The organism is Neorhizobium sp. NCHU2750 (assembly GCF_003597675.1).
Taxonomy (GTDB): domain Bacteria; phylum Pseudomonadota; class Alphaproteobacteria; order Rhizobiales; family Rhizobiaceae; genus Neorhizobium.
Map to the genome: position 1 here is coordinate 3,891,630 of NZ_CP030827.1, position 20,418 is coordinate 3,912,047.

General features: G+C 59.0%; 19 protein-coding genes. 8 read left to right on the forward strand and 11 right to left on the reverse strand.

What is annotated here, in order from left to right; all coding sequences use genetic code 11:
• Window positions 1-12: 12 nt before the first annotated feature.
• Window positions 13-1,947: an AMP-binding protein gene (locus NCHU2750_RS18730; protein ID WP_119942059.1), complete on the reverse strand. Its 1,935-nt coding sequence runs from the start codon at window positions 1,945-1,947 to the stop codon at window positions 13-15.
• An 88-nt stretch (window positions 1,948-2,035) separates the two neighbouring features.
• Window positions 2,036-2,695, reverse strand: a complete 660-nt coding sequence (locus tag NCHU2750_RS18735; RefSeq protein WP_119943529.1) for a YggS family pyridoxal phosphate-dependent enzyme — start codon at window positions 2,693-2,695, stop codon at window positions 2,036-2,038.
• A 179-nt stretch (window positions 2,696-2,874) separates the two neighbouring features.
• Here NCHU2750_RS18735 and leuS point away from each other — a divergent pair, with 179 nt between their 5' ends.
• From leuS to holA, 3 genes are read left to right on the forward strand one after another with little or no spacing between them, the layout of a single operon-like run.
• Window positions 2,875-5,508, forward strand: coding sequence for a leucine--tRNA ligase (leuS, locus tag NCHU2750_RS18740; protein WP_119942061.1), 2,634 nt, complete (start codon window positions 2,875-2,877; stop codon window positions 5,506-5,508).
• The gene (locus tag NCHU2750_RS18745) at window positions 5,501-6,058 is read left to right on the forward strand and encodes a hypothetical protein (RefSeq protein ID WP_245480285.1); all 558 of its coding nucleotides are present in this window, start codon (window positions 5,501-5,503) and stop codon (window positions 6,056-6,058) included. The genes leuS and NCHU2750_RS18745 overlap by 8 nt, the downstream gene beginning before the upstream one ends.
• A complete protein-coding gene (gene holA, locus NCHU2750_RS18750) occupies window positions 6,046-7,080 on the forward strand; it encodes a DNA polymerase III subunit delta (RefSeq protein ID WP_119942064.1) in 1,035 nt (344 codons plus the stop codon). The genes NCHU2750_RS18745 and holA overlap by 13 nt, the downstream gene beginning before the upstream one ends.
• A gap of 70 nt (window positions 7,081-7,150) precedes the next feature.
• On the opposite strand, the gene NCHU2750_RS18755 is transcribed toward holA, so the two are convergent.
• The 8 genes from NCHU2750_RS18755 to hemE all read right to left on the reverse strand — a co-directional run bounded on the left by NCHU2750_RS18755 (window position 7,151) and on the right by hemE (window position 15,779).
• The gene (locus NCHU2750_RS18755; protein ID WP_119942066.1) at window positions 7,151-8,032 is read right to left on the reverse strand and encodes a ParB/RepB/Spo0J family partition protein; all 882 of its coding nucleotides are present in this window, start codon (window positions 8,030-8,032) and stop codon (window positions 7,151-7,153) included.
• Window positions 8,033-8,056: 24 nt separating this feature from the next.
• Window positions 8,057-8,851, reverse strand: a complete 795-nt coding sequence (locus NCHU2750_RS18760; protein ID WP_119942068.1) for a ParA family protein — start codon at window positions 8,849-8,851, stop codon at window positions 8,057-8,059.
• Window positions 8,852-8,864: 13 nt separating this feature from the next.
• Entirely contained in the window at window positions 8,865-9,476 is a 612-nt protein-coding gene (rsmG, locus tag NCHU2750_RS18765; RefSeq protein WP_119942070.1) for a 16S rRNA (guanine(527)-N(7))-methyltransferase RsmG, read from the reverse strand.
• Window positions 9,477-9,481: 5 nt separating this feature from the next.
• Window positions 9,482-11,359 (reverse strand): tRNA uridine-5-carboxymethylaminomethyl(34) synthesis enzyme MnmG, encoded by a 1,878-nt coding sequence (gene mnmG, locus NCHU2750_RS18770; RefSeq protein WP_119942072.1) that lies wholly within the window; start codon window positions 11,357-11,359, stop codon window positions 9,482-9,484.
• Between the two features lie 25 nt (window positions 11,360-11,384).
• A complete protein-coding gene (gene mnmE, locus NCHU2750_RS18775; protein WP_119942074.1) occupies window positions 11,385-12,677 on the reverse strand; it encodes a tRNA uridine-5-carboxymethylaminomethyl(34) synthesis GTPase MnmE in 1,293 nt (430 codons plus the stop codon).
• A gap of 85 nt (window positions 12,678-12,762) precedes the next feature.
• Window positions 12,763-14,028 (reverse strand): transcription termination factor Rho, encoded by a 1,266-nt coding sequence (gene rho, locus NCHU2750_RS18780; RefSeq protein ID WP_119942076.1) that lies wholly within the window; start codon window positions 14,026-14,028, stop codon window positions 12,763-12,765.
• A gap of 184 nt (window positions 14,029-14,212) precedes the next feature.
• Window positions 14,213-14,758, reverse strand: a complete 546-nt coding sequence (gene hemJ, locus NCHU2750_RS18785) for a protoporphyrinogen oxidase HemJ (RefSeq protein WP_119942078.1) — start codon at window positions 14,756-14,758, stop codon at window positions 14,213-14,215.
• Window positions 14,745-15,779 carry a uroporphyrinogen decarboxylase gene (gene hemE / locus NCHU2750_RS18790; RefSeq protein WP_502703804.1) on the reverse strand — a complete coding sequence of 345 codons (1,035 nt, stop codon included), beginning with the start codon at window positions 15,777-15,779 and terminating at the stop codon, window positions 14,745-14,747. The genes hemJ and hemE overlap by 14 nt, the downstream gene beginning before the upstream one ends.
• Window positions 15,780-16,190: 411 nt before the next feature.
• Here hemE and NCHU2750_RS18795 point away from each other — a divergent pair, with 411 nt between their 5' ends.
• The 5 genes from NCHU2750_RS18795 to dnaQ all read left to right on the forward strand — a co-directional run bounded on the left by NCHU2750_RS18795 (window position 16,191) and on the right by dnaQ (window position 19,794).
• Window positions 16,191-17,012 (forward strand): pyruvate, water dikinase regulatory protein, encoded by an 822-nt coding sequence (locus NCHU2750_RS18795; protein ID WP_119942082.1) that lies wholly within the window; start codon window positions 16,191-16,193, stop codon window positions 17,010-17,012.
• A gap of 81 nt (window positions 17,013-17,093) precedes the next feature.
• The gene (locus NCHU2750_RS18800; RefSeq protein ID WP_349509020.1) at window positions 17,094-17,636 is read left to right on the forward strand and encodes a Maf-like protein; all 543 of its coding nucleotides are present in this window, start codon (window positions 17,094-17,096) and stop codon (window positions 17,634-17,636) included.
• Complete coding sequence (locus NCHU2750_RS18805) at window positions 17,629-18,489, forward strand: shikimate dehydrogenase (RefSeq protein ID WP_119942086.1); 861 nt, start codon at window positions 17,629-17,631, stop codon at window positions 18,487-18,489. The genes NCHU2750_RS18800 and NCHU2750_RS18805 overlap by 8 nt, the downstream gene beginning before the upstream one ends.
• Window positions 18,486-19,091 (forward strand): dephospho-CoA kinase, encoded by a 606-nt coding sequence (gene coaE / locus NCHU2750_RS18810; protein ID WP_119942088.1) that lies wholly within the window; start codon window positions 18,486-18,488, stop codon window positions 19,089-19,091. Before NCHU2750_RS18805 ends, coaE begins: the two co-directional genes overlap by 4 nt.
• Window positions 19,084-19,794, forward strand: a complete 711-nt coding sequence (gene dnaQ, locus NCHU2750_RS18815; protein ID WP_119942090.1) for a DNA polymerase III subunit epsilon — start codon at window positions 19,084-19,086, stop codon at window positions 19,792-19,794. The genes coaE and dnaQ overlap by 8 nt, the downstream gene beginning before the upstream one ends.
• An 80-nt stretch (window positions 19,795-19,874) precedes the next feature.
• On the opposite strand, the gene secB is transcribed toward dnaQ, so the two are convergent.
• On the reverse strand, window positions 19,875-20,351 hold the full coding sequence (gene secB, locus NCHU2750_RS18820) for a protein-export chaperone SecB (protein WP_119942092.1): 477 nt from the start codon (window positions 20,349-20,351) through the stop codon (window positions 19,875-19,877).
• Window positions 20,352-20,418 lie beyond the last annotated feature (67 nt).

Genomic DNA, 20,418 nt, shown 5'->3' on the forward strand with positions numbered 1-20,418 from the left:
TTTCTTTTGGCCTTACCCGACCGGGGATGCCACGCTTTTCTCCTCATGGGCAAAGCCGTTTCGCCACAAGGTCTCCCGCACGACATCCAGCGTCTTCGGGTCCTCGATCGTCGCAGGCATGGTCCAGGGCAGATCGTCGGCAATCTTCTGCATCGTGCCGCGAAGAATTTTACCCGATCGTGTCTTCGGCAGTTTCGGCACCACCATCACGGTCTTGAATCCAGCCACGGGACCGATTTCGCCGCGCACCATCTCGGCCACTTCCCGAGCTATGTCGGCCGTTTCCCGTGAAACATGGTTCTTCAGTACCAGAAAGCCGCAGGGGATCTGCCCCTTGACGCGATCCCTGACCCCGATCACCGCGCATTCCGCGACATCGGGATGCCTGGCGCAGACCTCCTCCATGGAGCCGGTGGACAGACGGTGCCCGGCGCAATTGATGATATCGTCGGTGCGGGCCATGACGAAGACATAGCCGTCCTCATCGATCAACCCGGCATCGGCGGTCTTGTAGTAACCCGGAAAATCGGTGAGGCAGGCATCGCGAAAACGCTGGTCCGCATTCCAGAAGGTCGGCAGGCATCCGGGGGGAAGGGGAAGCTTGATCACGATGTTTCCAAGCGTTCCCTGCGGCACCTCATGCCCGGCATCGTCCAGCACTTCGACTGCATATCCCGGCATCGGCCGCGTCGGAGAGCCGTGCTTGAACGGCATCAGGCCGAGCCCGACGGTATTGGCGGCGATCGGCCATCCGGTCTCCGTTTGCCACCAATGGTCGATGACCGGCACTTTCAGCTTCTGCTCGGCCCATTTGAGGGTTTCGGGATCGGCGCGTTCGCCGGCGAGAAACAGCGCCCGCAGGCCAAGCAGATCGTGGTTATCGACCAATTCGCCATCCGGGTCGTCCCGGCGGATCGCCCGAAATGCGGTCGGCGCCGTAAACAGCACCTTCACATCATGCCTGGCAACGACCCGCCAGAATGTCCCGGCATCCGGCGTACCTACCGGCTTGCCTTCGAAGATGACGCTCGTATTGCCGTTCAGCAGCGGCGCATAGACGATATAGGAGTGCCCGACGACCCAGCCGATATCGGACGCAGTCCAGAACACCTCGCCGGGCGCCATGCCGAATATGTTCGGCATGGTCCAGGCAAGCGCCACCATATGCCCGCCATTGTCCCGGACTACACCTTTCGGTTGGCCCGTCGTGCCGGATGTACAGAGGATATAGAGCGGATCGGTGGCCTTCACCGGCACCCAGGCGATATCCCGTCCGCGTGCCTTGCCGACAAGCGCCTCGAAGTCGAATTCGCCACGTTGGGGATCAAGCGACACGACGAGTTGCGACCGCTGCAGGATCAGGCAGTGATCGGGCTTCGCCTTGGCCAGTTCGATCGCCTTGTCGATCAGCGGCTTGTAGGCGACCACCCGACCCGGCTCCAGCCCGCAGCTCGCGGAGATGATCAGTTTTGCCTCCGAATCATTCAGCCGTGAGGCAAGTTCCCGGGCAGCAAAGCCACCGAAGACGACCGAATGCACGGCGCCCAGCCTGGCGCAGGCCAGCATCGAAAACACCGCTTCGGGCACCATCGGCATATAGATGATCACCCGGTCACCCTTGCCGATCCCGAGATCCTGAAGCACGGCGGCAATCGCCTTCACCTCGCTAAGGACTTCTGCATAGGTGAAGGATCTTTCCTCACCTGTCATCGCGCTGTCGAAGATGAAGGCCCGCTGGGCGCCGCGTCCGGCTGCGACATGACGATCGAGGCAATTGAAGCAGGTATTGGTCTCACCGCCGCCAAACCAGCGGCCATAGACGCCCTGATCGGGATCGAAGACCGTGTCCGGCGGCCTGAACCAGTCTATCGCCCGCGCCGCGTCCCGCCAGAAGTCCTCCGGGCGCTCCTTCCACGCGTCATAGACGTCGAAATAGCGGCTTTGCATATGCACCTCCCGTTACACGAGCCTAGCCTTGTCAAGCCAATCTAGGTCGTGCTGGACGGTGCGGAAACCCCGACAAAGGGGGAAGGGATCAGCGCGCTCCGAAAACCGCCGAGCCGACGCGCACGCTCGTCGCGCCGAACTCGACTGCCGTCTCGAAATCGCCGGACATGCCCATGGAGAGCTTTTCCACGCCGCATTCCTTGGCGAGCTTCGCAAGCAGAGCGAAATGCGGGCCGGGATTCTCATCCGCCGGCGGAATGCACATCAATCCTTCTATGGTAAGCCCCAGATCTTTCCGGCAGAAGGCGACGAAGGCCGCCGTTTCCTTCGGTGCAATCCCCGCCTTCTGGGGTTCAAGCCCGGTATTGACTTGGACATAGAGCTTGGGCCGCTTGCCCTGCTTGCCCATCTCCTCGGCAAGCGCCCGCGCGATCTTCTCGCGATCGACGGTTTCGATCACATCGAACAGCGCAATGGCATCGGCCGCCTTGTTGGATTGCAGCGGTCCGATCAGATGCAGTTCGATCCCGGGCGTTTCGGCTTTCAGCTCCGGCCACTTGCTCTGGCTCTCCTGAACCCGGTTCTCGCCGAAGACCCGCTGCCCGGCCGCGATCACCGGCCGGATGGCGTCAGCCTCGAAGGTCTTGGACACCGCCACCAGCGTCACGCTTGCCGCCGCACGCTTGGCATAGGCCTCGGCCTTGGTGATCTTGTCCTTGACGTCCTGCAGTCGTTCTTCGACGGTCATGACCGGCATCCTTTGCGCATTTCTTGTGGGATTAGCGATTAATGCCCATATGAGCCTCTGCCAAGGGTATTCCCAATCAAAGTTTGCCGCAGGTCAGGCCTCAAAAACTTGACGCTCGAAGCCATTCATGATGAAGGTCTGCCCGACTCTTTATCCTGATTTCCCGGAATATCATCCAGATGGCGACTGAACGTTACAACCCGCGCGATGCCGAACCCCGTTGGCAGCAGAACTGGAACGAGGCGAAGGTTTTCGAGACCGACAATGCCGACCCGCGGGAGAAGTATTACGTCCTCGAGATGTTCCCCTATCCCTCCGGCCGCATCCATATGGGCCATGTGCGCAACTACGCCATGGGTGATGTCGTCGCCCGCTACAAGCGCGCCCGCGGCTTCAATGTCCTGCATCCGATGGGCTGGGACGCCTTCGGCATGCCGGCAGAAAACGCTGCCCGGGACAACAAGACCCATCCGAAATCCTGGACCTACCAGAATATCGCGTCGATGAAGAAGCAGCTGAAGGCCATGGGCCTGTCGCTGGACTGGTCGCGTGAATTCGCCACCTGTGACGTCGAATATTATCAGCAGCAGCAGCATCTCTTCCTCGACATGATGGAAAAGGGGCTGGTCTACCGCAAGCAGTCCAAGGTCAACTGGGACCCGGTCGACCAGACGGTCCTCGCCAACGAACAGGTCATAGACGGACGCGGCTGGCGCTCCGGTGCACTGGTCGAACAGCGCGAGCTGGTTCAATGGTTCTTCAAGATTACCGATTTCAGCCAGGATCTGCTGGACGAACTCGATCATCTGGATCAGTGGCCGGAAAAGGTCCGGCTGATGCAGAAGAACTGGATCGGCCGCTCCGAAGGCATGGCGCTGCGCTGGGAAATCGTCTCTTCCACAGCACCCGCCGGTGAGACGGAAGTGACCGTCTACACAACCCGTCCCGACACGCTGTTTGGTGCCTCCTTCCTGGCGATTGCCGCAGATCACCCGCTGGCCAAGACAGCGGCGGCAAAGAATCCGGCTATCGAATCCTTCGCCGAGGAATGCCGCCGCCAGGGAACGTCCCTGGCCGCACTGGAAACGGCCGAAAAGAAGGGCATCGACACCGGTATCCGCGTGAAGCATCCGCTGGATCCTTCCTGGGAACTGCCGGTGTATGTCGCAAACTTCGTGCTGATGGAATATGGCACGGGCGCCATATTCGGCTGCCCGGCCGGTGACCAGCGCGACCTGGATTTCGCCCGCAAATACGACCTTCCGGTCATCCCGGTTGTCATGCCCAAGGATGGCGACGCAGCAAGCTTTGCGATCGACGACACCGCCTTCGTTGATGACGGCATAATGATCAATTCGCGCTTCCTCGATGGCAAGACAACCGACGAAGCCTTCCAGATCGTCGCCGACAAGCTGGCCGCGCAGACGCTCGGTAATGCGGCCCAGGGTGAATTGAAGGTCAATTTCCGCCTGCGCGACTGGGGTATCTCCCGTCAGCGCTATTGGGGCTGCCCAATCCCGGTCATCCACTGCGAAGTGTGCGGCGTCGTGCCTGTTCCGAAGAAGGACCTGCCGGTCAAGCTGCCCGACGATGTCACCTTCGATCTGCCCGGCAATCCGCTCGATCGTCACCCGACCTGGCGCCATGTCTCCTGCCCGCAATGCGGACATGATGCGCGTCGCGAGACAGACACGATGGATACGTTCGTCGATTCCAGCTGGTATTTCACCCGCTTCACGGCCCCCTGGCTGAATGAACCCACCGATCCAAAGGTTGCCAACCGCTGGCTGCCGGTCGACCAGTATATCGGCGGCATCGAACACGCGATCCTGCACCTGCTCTATTCACGCTTCTTCACCCGCGCCATGCGCGAGACCGGGCATGTGGACGTCAAGGAACCCTTCAAGGGCCTGTTTACCCAGGGCATGGTCGTGCACGAGACCTATCGCCTCGGCGCCGAAGGCCAGAAGGGCGAATGGGTCTCTCCGGCCGATATCAGGATCGAGGAAGTCGACGGCAAGCGCGTCGCATCGCTGCTGAAGAGCGGCGAGGAAGTCACCATCGGCTCGATCGAGAAGATGTCGAAGTCGAAGAAGAACGTCGTCGACCCCGACGATATCATCGCCTCCTATGGTGCCGATACCGCCCGCTTCTTCGTTCTCTCCGACAGCCCGCCGGACCGTGACGTCATCTGGTCGGAAGCCGGCGTCGAAGGTGCCCACCGCTTCACCCAGCGTCTCTGGCGCCTGATCTCGGAAGCTGCCGACAAGCTCAAGACCGTTGCACCGGCAGCAGCGAAGGAAGGCGATGCGCTGGCGATCTCACAGCTCGCTCACAAGACGCTGCAGGCGGTCCAGGCTGATCTGGACAAATTGTCCTTCAACAAGGCCGTGGCACGCATCTATGAGCTTGTGAATGCGCTTGCAGCACCACTGACCGATGTCGCCGCCGGCAAGGGTGATGACGCCTATCGCGCCGCAGTCCGCGATGCCGCGGAAATCCTCGTGCAGATCGTTGCGCCGATGACGCCGCATCTCGCTGAGGAATGCTGGGCAGTGCTCGGCAATGGCGAGATGGTATCGAAGACCGCGTGGCCGACATTCGATCCGGCATTGGTCGTCGAGAGTGATGTCACACTGCCGGTACAGATCAACGGCAAGAAGCGCGCCGAATTGACAATCGCCCGCGACGCGGATCAAACTGCTGTCGAAGCTGCGGTTTTGGCATTGGATGCAGTCAAGGCGGCTCTTGATGGCCGCGCGCCGAAGAAAGTCATCGTCGTCCCACAGAGGATCGTGAACATTGTTGCCTGACCGCTCATCTCTGCCGCGTCGTTCCGCACTCCTGCTCGGGCTTGCGCTCTGCGCCGGCCTGGCCGGCTGCCAGGTTCGCCCGCTTTATTCCCAGGCTGGCGGCGTGCAGCCGAAGCTGGCCTCCGTCTCGTTTTCGCAGCCGACAAGTCGCGTCGAGCAGGTCGTCCGCAACGAGCTCGTATTCCTCGTTGCAGGCGGCGCTGGCGAGCCTCTGAAGCCCGCCTATGACGTCACCCTTCACGTGACCAGCACCGCATCCAACGTGCTGGATGACGATGGCCTTGTCGATCAGGACGTACCGGTAGCCGGCCGCGTTCAGGTGACCGGCTCCTACACGATCAAGCGGATCAGCGATGACAAGGTGCTGAAGAGTAGTGAGCATTCCAGCGTTGCCCTGATTGACGTATCCCGCCAGAGCTACGCCAAGCTTCGTGCCATCCGCGATGGCGAAAACCGCGCCTCGCGTGAGCTGGCCGAATTCATTCGCGCCGACATTGCGATCGTACTGGCCAAGGAGCCGCCGCTCCAGCAACCTGCATGGCAGAAATAAAGTCCCACGAGTTCGAGCGCTTCCTCGACAAGGGAGCAGAACTTTATCGCTTCTATGTCGTCTACGGGCCGGATCGCGGCCTGGTGTCGGAGCGCGCCGGTCTTCTGGCGAAGCGCAGCGGCGTGTCGCTTGATGACCCGTTTGCGCTGCTGAAGCTGGACGTCGCGGACCTGCAGGGATCGCCGGGCAGACTTCTAGACGAGGTCAACGCACTTGGCCTTTTCGGCGGGGACAAGCTGATCTGGCTGCGTGGCGTCAACAACGAGAAACCCGTTCTCGATGCGGTTCAGGCAATCCTGGAGCAAGGCACGCCCGCCAACACGCTTTTGATCGAAGCCGGCGACCTGAAGAAGGGAAGCGGCTTGCGCAAGATCGTCGAGCCCTCGCGATCCGTCGCCGTCATTCCCTGCTATGCCGACGACGTGCGGGCGCTCAATGCTCTTATCGATACCGAACTGGCGCTGGAATCGCTGACCATCACCAATGATGCGAGAAAGCAGCTGATCGATCAGCTAGGCGGCGACCGCGTCGCCTCGCGCAACGAGATCCGCAAGCTGGCCCTCTATTGCCGTGGCATGGGCAGGATCGAGGAGCACCACGTCGACGAGATCATCGGTGATGCGAGCAACATCTCCGCCGATGATGCCGTGGATGCGATCCTGACAGGCGACCTGCCCGCCTTCAACCGGGCCTTCCAGAAGATCCTCACATCCAAGACGCCGCTCTTCCTCATCCTGCAATCCTGCCTGAAGCAGTTCCAGCTTCTGGACCTGATGAAGATCGAGATGGAGGAAAAGCGCACGCCGGCGGGCCAGGTCATGCTGACGCTCGGCCGCCATATCCACTTCAAAAGAAAGCCCGTCTTGGAACGGGCGCTCGCCGCCTGGCGCCCGGACGTGGTGACACGTGAAGCCGAACGAATTCAATCCGCCGTTCTGATGTCGCGCCAGAGGCAAAGCCTGGAACCAAGCATCGTCTTCCATGCGCTGCTTGCGGCAGCAGTTCAGGCTTCACGCCGATAACTGTAGCTGCACGACACCCGCCGGACCTGCAGAAATAATCGCTCTTTCGGAATCGGGGCGAAGCCCCGTCTCAGCGCCGTTCCAGCAACCGGCAGATTTCTTCAAGCTGATCGAGGCTCTTGTAGGAAATCCTGATCTGGCCGGGACCGCCCTTGTGGCTGATCTTGACCTCAAGCCCAAGCGAATCCGTCAGCGTGCGCTCCAAAGCCAGCGTGTCGGAATCCTTTTCAGACTTGGCAACGGTCTGCGGCTCGGACTGCGACCGGATATCGTTCTGTGCCAGACGTTCCGCGTCGCGAACCGACATCCCCTTGGCCACCACCGCTTTCGCAAGCGCAGTCGGATCGGAGGTCGGAATGAGGGCGCGGGCATGACCGGCAGACAGTGTTCCCGACGACAGCATGTCGCGAACCGGGGAGGGGAGTTTCAACAGGCGCAGGCTGTTGGCGACATGGCTGCGGCTCTTGCCGATAATGTCGCCGAGATCGTTCTGTGTATAGCCGTGCTCGGCGATCAGCTGCTCGTAACCCAATGCCTCTTCCAGCGGATTGAGATCCGAACGCTGGACGTTTTCCACGATGGCGATTTCGAGCGCCGTCCGGTCGTCAACATTGCGGACGATAACCGGAACTTCCACCAATCCCGCCAGCTGCGCCGCGCGCCAGCGCCGTTCACCCGCAATGATCTCGTATTGATTATCGGCCAGCAGCCGCGTCACGACCGGCTGCACGATACCATGCTGGCGAATCGAGCTTGCCAGATCCTGCAGCTCGTTCTCGTCGAAATGTCGGCGCGGGTTCCGCGGATTACGGGTAATGTTCTCGATAGGAACGAGGCGATCGGCGCTTACATTCGTGGACGCGCTACCGCTTGCCGGCATCGGCTGGTCCATTTCGCCAATCAGTGCCGCCAGTCCGCGCCCGAGGCGCCGCTTGGAAATATCATCACTCATACGCTTCTACCCGTTTGCGCACTGCTAGGCAGCGACTTTCCGCTGTCGTTCCCGCTGGATAACTTCCGACGCGAGTTGGAGATAGGCTTGGCTGCCGGCACATTTCAGATCATAAAGGATAGCCGGCTTACCATATGATGGCGCCTCCGACACGCGCACATTGCGCGGGATCAGCGTTTGATAGACCTTCTCTCCGAGATAGGTCCTGACATCACTGACCACCTGCTGTGCAAGGTTGTTGCGCGCGTCGAACATCGTCAGGACGATACCCTGGATATCCAGTTGTGGATTGACCGTACGGCGCACCTGATCGACCGTTTCGAGCAGCTGGCTCAAGCCTTCGAGCGCAAAGAATTCGCACTGCAACGGCACCAGCACGGAATCGGCAGCCGCCATCGCATTCATCGTCAACAGGTTAAACGAGGGTGGGCAATCAAGCAGGATATAGCTGAAATCCCCAGCACCATCAGTTACAAGCGCCTTTTTCAGTCGATAGGCCCTGTCCTGAGATTGCGAGATCTCCATCTCGAATCCCAACAAATCCATGGTCGATGGCACGATCGAAAGATTAGGAACCGCCGTCTCGACCGCCGCCTCCCTCACAGAGGCCGCATCGACAAGAATGTCGTAGGAGGAGATCTTGCGGTCACGTCGATCGATACCGAGACCAGTACTCGCATTACCCTGCGGATCGAGATCAACGATCAGCACCCGCTCGCCAATAGCGGCCAGCGCCGTCGCGAGATTGATGGCGGTCGTCGTCTTGCCAACGCCACCCTTCTGATTTGCTATTGTAATGATCCGACGTTTGCCAAGCATATTGCACCCGATCCTACGGCATTCTCCTTCGGAGATTTCCGATCTCAAGAATAACCGAATCCGCCTGAATTGAACTCTGGTGTTTTACCAAATCGAAATCCCAACCGCTATGCGCTTTCGACAATTCCTTCTGGTAATCCCGGCCTTTGTGAAAGAAAGCGGTTGACGACCGGCCAATCATCCAGGGCGACGCATAACCCAAAAGCTTATCGAGATCAGCAAGCGCCCGCGCAGAAACGTAGTCGCATTCAGGAATAACGGCTGGCGCATCCTCGGCTCTGATCGAATGAATCGACCCCCGCGCACCCGTGGAGGAGAGAGCGACGCGAAGAAAAGACGCCTTTTTCTGATTGCTCTCAACCAGATGCACCCAGCCATCTCCGAGTTCCGCCATCATGATCGCGGTGATCACTCCGGGAAAACCACCGCCGGAACCGAGATCCACCCAGGTGGCAGCTTGGGGCGCCAGATTGAAGATCTGCGCACTATCCCAGATATGCCTGCTCCAGACATCCTCCTTCGTAGAAGGCGCAACCAGATTGATTGCCTTTGCCCATTTCATGAAAAGCGCGGCAAATATGTCAAGGCGCTCGCGCGTTTCACGTGAAACGTTCTGCATGCTCATTCGCTCTACGATGCCTCACTCAAGACTCTTGCCGACTTGCGCACCAATGCAAGCAGGAGCGTGACAGCCGCCGGCGTCATACCCTCAATCTTCGCCGCTTGTGCAATCGTCCTCGGCTTCAGTCGCACCAGTTTCTGCTTAAGCTCATTCGACAGGCCCGATATGGTCATGAAGTCGAAGCTCTCTGGGATGGTAAGCGCCTCATCTCTCTGGGCCGAGCGGATATCGTTGGACTGCCGATCCATATAGACAGCATATCCCGCCTCGATCTCGAGCGCGTCGCCCACCGCGGGCGACAAGCACGCAAGTTCCGGCCATACGTCGCGCAATCCCGCGATGAATGTGTCCGGATAGGACAACAGCTCGTAAGCGCTCCGGCGCTGACCATCCTTGTTTAGTTTCAGCCCGTGTCGTTCCGCTTCGTTCGGCGTCAGCGACAGCGAGCGCAAAAGCAGGCGGCCCTCTTCCATGTCCTGCCGGAAACGACCAAATTTCTCCGCCCGCGCGCCGCCGACGATTCCAAGCGACTGACCGAGTTCCGTCAGCCGCATATCGGCGTTGTCGGCCCGCAGCGAAAGCCTGAATTCGGCACGCGACGTGAACATTCGATAGGGCTCAGTCACGCCACGGCTGATCAAGTCGTCAATCATTACGCCGATATAGGAGTCGGTGCGGCTAAAGATATGCGGCTCAAGACCCTGAGCGCGCCGAGCTGCATTGAGGCCACCAACCAGGCCCTGTGCGCCGGCCTCCTCATAGCCCGTTGTACCGTTGATCTGGCCGACGAGATACAGCCCCCTGATGGCTCGAGTTTCCAGCCAAGGCTGCAACTCGCGCGGATCAACATGGTCATACTCGATCGCATAGCCCGGGTGGAAGATCTCGACCCGCTCCAGGCCGGGAATGGTCCGTATGAATTCTTCCTGGATCTCCGCAGGAAGCGAAGTCGATATGCCGTTCGGGTAGACTGTAGGATCATCGAGCCCTTCCGGCTCCAGGAAGATCTGATGGCCATCGCGTTCACCGAACCGGACAATCTTGTCCTCGATCGATGGGCAGTAACGAGGCCCGACACCCTCGATCTGCCCGGAATACATCGCCGAGCGATGGATGTTGTCGGCGATGATCTGATGCGTCCTGGACGTGGTCCGCGTTACGCCACAGGCGATCTGCCGGTTGGTGATGCGGTCGGTCATGAATGAAAACGGGGAGGGGATATCATCCGCCTCTTGGCTACCGATTGATGCCCAGTCGATCGTCTTGCCGTTGAGCCGCGCCGGCGTTCCCGTTTTCAGGCGACCAAGGGCAAGCCCAAAGCGCTTCAATGTTCCGGAAAGACCCAAGGATGGTGCCTCGCCAGTCCGCCCGGCAGGGGTCTTCTGGTCACCGATATGAATCAGACCGCGAAGGAAGGTACCTGTCGCCAACACGACGGAACGACAGCTAATACGCCGTCCATCCGCTAAAACGATACCCGTGAGCTCATTGCCCTTGTCGATCTCTATATCGAAGGCATCGCCTTCGACAACGATAAGTCCAGCATGCTCCCCGATTTCGCGCTGCATTGCTTCGCGATAGAGGCGTCGGTCGGCCTGGGTGCGAGGCCCGCGAACAGCGGGACCCTTCTTGCGATTTAACAGCCTGAACTGGATACCGGCAGCGTCCGCAACGCGTCCCATCAATCCATCCAGTGCGTCGATCTCGCGAACGAGATGACCTTTGCCCAGACCGCCGATTGCGGGGTTGCAGGACATGACTCCGATCGTGTCTCGTCGGTGCGTGACCAATGCGACGGACGCGCCCGCACGCGCAGCAGCACTTGCCGCCTCGCATCCCGCGTGGCCACCGCCAACAACAACGACATCGAAGGTCATGTCACTCATGGAAACCTCGCGTGTTTCACGTGAATCATTTGCCGATACAGAATTTGGAGAAGATCACATCCAGCAGATCCTCAACATCAACACGGCCGGTAATTCTGCCCAGTTCGTTTCCGGCGGCGCGCAGCGCATCTGCCTTCAACTCCAGTCGAGGTTCCTCTAGTGCATCTTGGAGAAATTTGGAAGCCGAACTTATATAAGTGATGTGACGTTCCTTGCCGCCGAGATCCGCGTTTACTGCCGCCGACCTCGCATGCGAGACAATCACCTCCCGCAATTCATCCAGTCCCGCAAGGGTGACGCACGATATGCACAGATAGAAATCCGCGGCCGCCTGGAAAAGGTCAGCTTTGGTGCCAATCCTGAGCGTCGGTACGGCGATATCTTCATATCGTTCTGCCAGCGAATCCAACGCGGTCAGATGCAATACGAGATCGGCATTGGCTGCGGCATTGCGGGCGCGGCGAATTCCCTCTCGCTCGACGATGTCATCGGCGTCGCGAATGCCGGCTGTATCGTAGAGCCGGATCAAATAGCCTTCCATATCGAGGTCTACCGAAAGCACGTCGCGGGTTGTGCCGGCAATATCGGTCACGATCGCAACATCCCGCTCAGCCATCGCATTCATCAGGCTTGACTTGCCGGCGTTCGGCGCGCCGATGATCGCCACCTTGAAGCCGTTGCGTATGATCTCTGCAGATGCCGTCGCACGTGCCGCCTGCGCCATTTCCGATGCAAGGACCTCAAGATCGACCGACACAAGGTCCATCGCCGACGAGGGAGCATCCTCCTCATCGGCAAAGTCCAGCTCGGCTTCGATCATGGCCCGCGCATAAGTCAGGCGATCTGCCCAGCCCGTGTATCGCTGGGATACGACGCCGAAGCCGATCTGAAGTGCCAGCTTTCGCTGCATTTCAGTCTCGGCCGATACGAGATCTGCGAGACCCTCTACCTCCACAAGATCCAAACGGCCATTTTCGAAGGCGCGCCGTGAGAATTCTCCGGCCTCAGCCTGCCGAAGGCCTAGTTTGAGAAGGCTCTGGCCTATGGCGTTGACCACCGCCCGGCTGCCGTGAACCTGTAACTCCGCGCAATCCTCTCCAGTAAAAGAATTGGGAGCGGAAAAATAAAGGACCAACCCTTCGTCCAGGAGATCACCGTTACGGCTCCGAATCTTTCTCAGTGATGCTGTGCGTGCAGATGGCACGCCACCGACGAGCGCTGTCAGTGCGGCGGCAGTCGCAGGGCCACTCACTCGTATGACGGCAATTCCAGCCGGAACTTGTCCGCTCGACAATGCAAAGATTGTTCCCTGCGTCATGATGCTGTGGCCTCGATATCCAAAAGACAAAAGGCGCCCGAAGAATCGAGCGCCTTGATAGATAGATCGTGAATCCGGCTAAGGATTACGTATTCATCGAGTCGAAGAAGTCACCATTGTTCTTGGTCTGCTTCAACTTGTCGATGAGGAATTCGATTGCGTCGGTCGTGCCCATCGGTGCCAGAATACGGCGGAGCACGAAGATCTTCTGCAGATCCTGGCGCGGAACAAGCAGGTCTTCCTTACGCGTGCCGGATTTGAGAATGTCCATCGCCGGGAAGATGCGCTTGTCGGCAACCTTGCGGTCGAGCACGATTTCGGAGTTGCCGGTACCCTTGAACTCTTCGAAGATGACTTCGTCCATGCGGCTGCCGGTATCGATGAGTGCCGTCGCGATGATCGTCAGCGAACCGCCCTCTTCAATATTGCGCGCGGCACCGAAGAAACGCTTCGGCCGCTGCAGCGCATTCGCATCCACACCACCGGTCAGAACCTTGCCGGAAGACGGAACGACCGTGTTATAGGCGCGACCGAGACGGGTGATCGAGTCGAGAAGGATAACGACATCACGCCCATGCTCGACAAGGCGCTTTGCCTTCTCGATCACCATCTCAGCGACCTGCACGTGACGCACTGCGGGTTCGTCGAAGGTCGAGGAAACCACTTCGCCCTTCACCGAGCGCTGCATGTCCGTCACTTCTTCCGGGCGTTCGTCGATCAAAAGCACGATCAGATAGCATTCCGGATGGTTCGCCGTGATCGAATGGGCGATATTCTGCAACAGCACGGTCTTACCCGTGCGAGGAGGCGCAACGATCAGACCGCGCTGACCCTTGCCGAGCGGCGCCACCAGGTCGATCACGCGGGCAGACAGATCCTTCGACGTCGGGATGTCGAGTTCCATCTTGAAGCGCTCGTTCGGATAAAGCGGCGTCAGATTGTCGAAATGAACCTTGTGCCGGATCTTCTCCGGATCGTCGAAATTGATCGTATTGACCTTGAGCAGGGCGAAATAGCGTTCGCCTTCCTTCGGGCCGCGGATCGGACCTTCCACCGTGTCGCCGGTCTTCAGCGAGAAGCGGCGGATCTGCGAGGGAGAAATATAGATGTCGTCCGGGCCCGGAAGGTAGTTCGCGTTGGCCGAACGAAGGAAGCCGAAACCGTCCTGCAGAACTTCGACGACGCCCTCGCCAATGATCTCCACATCCTGACTTGCCAGAACCTTCAGGATTGCAAACATCAGCTCCTGCTTGCGCATCGTGCTGGCGTTTTCGACCTCCAGCGACTCTGCGAAGGTCAGCAAATCAGTCGGAGATTTGCTCTTGAGTTCTTGAAGCTTCATTTCAGCCATGAAGGGGAGACCACTTAAGAAAAATAAAGGGAAAGATGGGCGTGTGGGTGAGAAGTTCGCTACCGCGGAGACATATCCGGGGACAACGACAGGTTACACGCATGCCACGAGATGGAGGTGGCGAGAAAATAGCGATTCCCCAATCAGCCCGCAAGGGGCATCTGAATAAAAAGCGCAATACCTCTCAGAACGGCTTCACGATGACGAGGATGACGATGACAATCATCAGGATCGTCGGCACCTCGTTCCATATTCTCCAATAGCTTGCCGCCCCGCGCGGGCGGTCTGCGGCAAAATCGCGGACTGCACGGCTGAAGAACATATGCACCGCTGTCAGCCCCACCACCATAGCAATCTTGAGATGCAGCCAACCGCCTTGGAAACCGTAGATGTCCCACGCGAGATAGAGCCCCAGAACCCAGCTGACCATCATGGCGGGGTTCATGATCACCTTCAGGAGCCGCCGTTCCATCATCTTGAAGGTTTCCGACCGGTCCGATCCTATCTCCGCATCGGTGTGATAGATGAACAGTCGCGGCAGATACAGCAGCCCCGCCATCCAGGACATCACCGCAATCACGTGAAACGCCTTCACGTAGAGGAAGAAATCGTCCGGCTGAAGCACATAGGTGCCCCCAAGGATCAGCAGGAATACCGCAAGCGCAATGAAAGCCCGCGTCTTCGCCTTCGCGCCGGCATCCTTTGGCCCCGATCCGTCATGCGGTGACATCGGCCTGCCCCCTGACGCGCCTGACAAGAGCTGCAACATTCTCCGGATCCGCCTCCGGCGTGATGCCGTGGCCGAGGTTGAAGATCAGCGGACCGTGACCGAGAGCCTGAAGGATCGCATCGATGCCATCGGTCAAAGCCCGGCCGCCCGCCACAACCCGCATCGGATCGAGATTACCCTGAACCGGGCCTTCCTTCTGCAGCTCGACCGCAAAGGACAGAGGCACGCTCCAGTCGAGCCCGATCGCATCCGCGCCGGTCTTCTGCCGATAATGGCGCAGGTTCATCCCCGCGCCCTTGGCAAAGGCGATGATACGCGCCTGAGGCCGCTGGCTGCGGACGATCTCGATCATCCTGGCAACCGGCTTGATCGCGAAGTCTTCGAACTCCTCCTCTCCGAGCACGCCTGCCCACGAATCGAAGATCTGCACCGCATCGGCACCGGCGTCGATCTGGGCGATCAGATATTCGGCGGAGATTTCTGCAAGAAAAGCCAGCAGATATTCAAGTGTTGCCCGATCGCGATAGCCGAACAGACGTGCAGGCGCCTGATCCGGTGTGCCATGACCGGCAATCATATAGGTTGCTACCGTCCAGGGCGCCCCGCAGAAGCCGAGCAGCGCCGTTTCCGGAGGGAGTTCATCTCTCAAGCGCCGAACCGTCTCTATGACCGGTGACAGATGCTTCAGCGCGCCATCGTTTTTCAAGGCTCGGATACCCGCCGCGTCGATCGGGTCCATCTGAGGCCCTTCGCCGGGCGTAAAACGCACATTCCGCTTCAGTGCATCCGGTATGACCAGAATATCCGAAAACAGGATGGCCGCATCGAAACCGTAACGCCTGATCGGCTGGAGCGTAACCTCGACTGCCAGATCAGGCCTGTAACAGAGATCGAGGAAACCGCCTGCCTCTGCGCGCGTTGCCCTGTATTCCGGCAGGTAACGTCCTGCCTGCCTCATGAGCCAGAGAGGTGGCGGCGTTATCGTCTTGCCCTCGAGCACCTCAACGATCTTGCGTCGCATGGCTACCAATATCGATCCCTCATATAAAAAATCTAATTTCTAAAAGGTTTCTATTTCTTAGACTCGGTGGGTATCAAGGATTAAAGTCGGTTCACAGATTAACCAGTCGCCGTTGCGCTTCGTGGATGTGATCGCATAATCTCCAGAGCAGAGCGGGGATTATGCTTTGAGGATCGAATTTTCCTTTTGAATTCAGCCTCATAGGCGAGAGGTCGATCAACGATTTTTGATGAACAACATGTGGATAACTTTGGACGCCATGATCTTTATCCACGCAAATCACATCCGGCTCGTTCAGCAATCTGATCAAATGCTCGCTGTGGAGAACTCGGCAGTTTTCCAAGGCCCGATCCCCGGCGGACGGAACTCCGGTCGCCTGTCCCGACTTATCAACAGACGGTAAAGAATAGCGTGGAGAACCGGAAAAATTTCTTCCACTTGCACCTGGTTTCTGACTCGACAGGGGAGACCTTGATCTCGGCCGGCAGGGCCGCGGCGGCACAGTTTCAGAACAGCTATGCCCTCGAACATGTGTATCCGCTGATCAGAAACCGCAAACAGTTGGCAAAGGTGCTGGACGCGATCGATGCCGAACCCGGCATCGTCCTCTACACCATTGTCGATCAGGATCTTGCGTCGCTGATCGATTTGCGCTGCCGTGAAATGGGGGTTCCCTGTGTCAGCGTCCTTGAACCCGTGATCACGCTGTTTCAGGCCTTCCTCGGCGCGCCGTCACGCCGTCGCGTCGGTGCCCAGCATGCGCTGAACGAAGAATATTTTGCCCGCATCGAGGCGCTGAACTTCGCCATGGATCACGACGATGGCCAGATGCCGGAAACCTACGACGAAGCCGACGTGGTGCTGATCGGGATCAGTCGCACATCCAAGACGCCCACCAGCATCTATCTCGCCAATCGTGGTATCAAGACTGCGAATATCCCGATCGTACCCGGGGTCGAATTGCCTGCTTCGCTTTATCTCGCAACCCGTCCGCTGATCGTCGGCCTGATCGCCACCACCGATCGCATTTCCCAGGTACGCGAAAACCGCGAGCTCGGCAGCTCCCAGGGCCTCGATCGCAATACCTATACGGACCGGGCCAGCATCAACGAGGAATTGAAATACGCGAGATCGCTATGTGCCCGTAACAACTGGCCGATCATCGATGTATCAAGGCGCTCCATCGAGGAGACGGCAGCGGCGATTCTTGCGCTGCGTCCAAGGCTCAGATAAGCGGATCATCATCACAATCTGGAGATGGTAGCCGACGTGTCCCTTGTTCTTGCCTCGTCCAGCCCGTTTAGGCGCATGCTCATGGAAAACGCCGGCCTGAAATTCGAATGGCAGGCGGCCGAAATCGACGAGCGGACAATCGAAGCTTCGATAGAGGAAAGAAGCCCCGATAAGGTGGCTATCGTGCTGGCCGGTGCCAAGGCGCTGGATGTCTCTCGCCACTTTCCGTCTGCACTCGTCATCGGTTCAGACCAGACGATGTCGCTCGGCGATCGGGTCTATCACAAGGCGGCGGACAGGGCAGGCGCGAAGGATACGCTGATGTCGCTCTCCGGACGTACCCATCGCCTGAACAGCGCGGTGGTCATCGCCCGCGATGGACAGATTATCTGGGAACATGTGTCCCATGCGCTGTTGACTGCCCGCGTCTTCAATGAGGATTTTGTCGAACGCTATCTCGATCGCGTCGGCGACAAGGCCTTGACCAGCGTCGGTGCCTACCAGCTGGAAGGGGAGGGCATCCAGCTGTTCTCGTCCATCGACGGGGATTATTTTACAATCCTCGGCCTGCCCATGCTGCCTCTCCTGGCGGAACTGCGTAATCTGCGAGCGATCGATGCCTGACTCTCACCGTATAAATGCCCCGGCAGCCTTCGTGACCGGCTGGCCGATCAAGCATTCCCGTTCGCCGATCATTCATGGTTATTGGCTGAAACACTATGGGCTTCAGGGAAGCTACGATCCCGTTGCCGTGACGCCCGAGGATTTCGCATGCTTCATCACATCCCTGAAGGAAGGCACTTCGGGTTTTGTCGGCGGAAATGTCACGATCCCCCACAAGGAGGCCGCCTGCCTTCTCGCCGACCATCTCGACGAACTGGCCAGCGAAATTGGCGCAGCCAACACGCTATGGCGCGAGGATGGAAGGATTTACGCCACCAACACGGATGGCTACGGCTTCGTGTCCAATCTCGACCATCAGGTTCCCGGCTGGGACAAGGCGGATCGGGCGGTCATCCTTGGTGCCGGCGGTGCAAGCCGGGCAGTCGTCCAGTCGGTTCGCGACCGCGGTGTGAAAGAGATTCATATCGTCAATCGCACCATGCCGCGTGCGAGGGAACTGGCAGACCGGTTCGGCAAGAGCATCCACGCCCATGGTCTACCCGCGCTGGCCGAGGTCGTGCAGGGCGCCGGCCTGTTCATCAACACAACCTCGCTCGGCATGGACGGGCTTGAATCGATCGACATCGATTTCTCGGAAATGGCCACAGGCGCACTGGTGACGGATATCGTCTATGTGCCGCTGGAGACGCCGATCCTCAGACAGGCACGGGAGCAGGGTTATGCAACCGCCGACGGTTTGGGAATGCTTTTGCATCAGGCCGTTCCTGGGTTTGAAAAATGGTTCGGCACGCGCCCCGAGGTCGATGAAACGCTACGTCAGCTTATCGTCGACGATATCAAGGTAGAGCCATGATCCTGATTGGTCTGACCGGCTCCATAGGCATGGGCAAGTCGACCACGGCCGGCATGTTCAAGGCGCTCGGCATACCGGTCAATGATTCCGATGCCGTTGTGCACGATCTCTACCGGACCGATGCGGTTGAGCCGGTCGGCTCAGCCTTTCCGGGAACGGTCCGAGACGGCGAAATCGATCGCGCCGAACTGTCGCGCCAGCTTGTCGATCGACCGGGTGGTTTCAAGCTCTTGGAATCCATCGTCCATCCTCTGGTCCGCGAGCGCGAGAGACGGTTCATCGCGGCGCAGCGTGCCGCGGGCGCCGATATTGTCGTTCTCGACATACCGCTGCTTTTCGAGACCGGGAGCGAGGATCGCGTGGACACTATTGTCGTCGTGACCTGCGATCCACAGATACAGAGGCAGCGTGTTCTTGCCAGGCCGGGCATGAGCGAGGAAAAATTCCGGCTGATCCTCGATCGCCAGATGCCTGATTCGCAAAAGCGGGCCCGCGCAGATTTCCTGATCGACACCGGCCACGGCCTCGAAGCGGCAAAGCAGCGGGTGGAAGAGATTATCGGCCTTCTGCGGTCGGGACTACGGAGCGAGAGAAATGCGTGAAATCATTTTCGATACGGAAACCACCGGTCTTGAATCTAAGCAGGACAGGGTGATCGAAATCGGTGGTGTGGAACTGGTGAACCATTTCCCCACCGGCAGGACGCTGCATCTCTATATCAATCCTGGCGACCGCAAGATTCATCCGGACGCCTTGGCTGTGCACGGCATCACCGAGGAATTCCTCAAGGACAAACCGCCATTTGCTGCGGTTGCCCAGGAGATCATAGATTTTTTCGACGGGGCGAAGTGGGTGGCGCATAACGCCAACTTCGACATGGGCTTCATCAATGCGGAGTTTGACCGGTTGGGTCTGCCGCCGGTATCCGCCGAGCATGTGGTCGATACGCTGGCTTTGGCCCGCCGCAAGCATCCGATGGGCCCGAATTCCCTCGATGCGCTCTGCCGCCGCTACGGCATCGACAACGCACACCGTACCAAGCACGGCGCGCTTCTCGACTCCGAGCTTCTCGCGGAAGTCTATATCGAGATGAATGGCGGCCGTCAGGCCGCATTGGGCCTGGTTGGCACAGAGCAGGCTGTCGTTGAAACCGAAGCGGAAGAGGATGTGGTTGTCAGCAGCCACATTCGGCCGCGGGCATTGCCGAGCCGACTGAAGGAGGATGATCGGGCTGCCCATGCGGCGATGCTTGCCTCGATGAAGGGCAAGGCAATCTGGCAGAAATACAGGCCCGAAGACGGCTGAACCGAAGGGGCTTGATCAGCCCGCCATCGGTAGAGAACAAGAAAAAGCCCCGCGGTTTAGGCGGGGCTTTTTTCGTCTTGTCAGCTGTTGAGCGGCTGAACCTGGGCGCGGGTCTGTTCCTCGGCCATGCGCTGAGAAAACATCTGCGCGAAATCGATCGGGTCGATCATCAGCGGCGGGAAGCCGCCATTGCGGGTCACGTCTGCGACGATCTGGCGCGCGAACGGGAACAGCAGGCGCGGGCATTCGATGAACAGAACTGGCAGCATGTGTTCCTGCGGGAAACCGGTGATGCGGAACACGCCACCATAGACGAGCTCGGTGGCGAAAACCACCTTGTCGCCATCCTTGGCTTCGGCGTTCAACGACAGAACGACGTCGAAATCGTTTTCGGACAGCGGGTTGGCGTTGACGTTGACACCGATATTGATGTTCGGAGCCTTGTCACGCGCCTGCAAAGAGCGCGGTGCACCCGGATTTTCGAAGGAAAGGTCCTTGGTATATTGGGCGAGAATGTTGATCGAAGGGCTCGCCGACTGCGTGTTTTCGTCTGCCATGGAATATCCTCAGGACTTGTGCGTTGAGGCCGTCTAACATCTCGCCTATTCGCTTACAACCCGTATG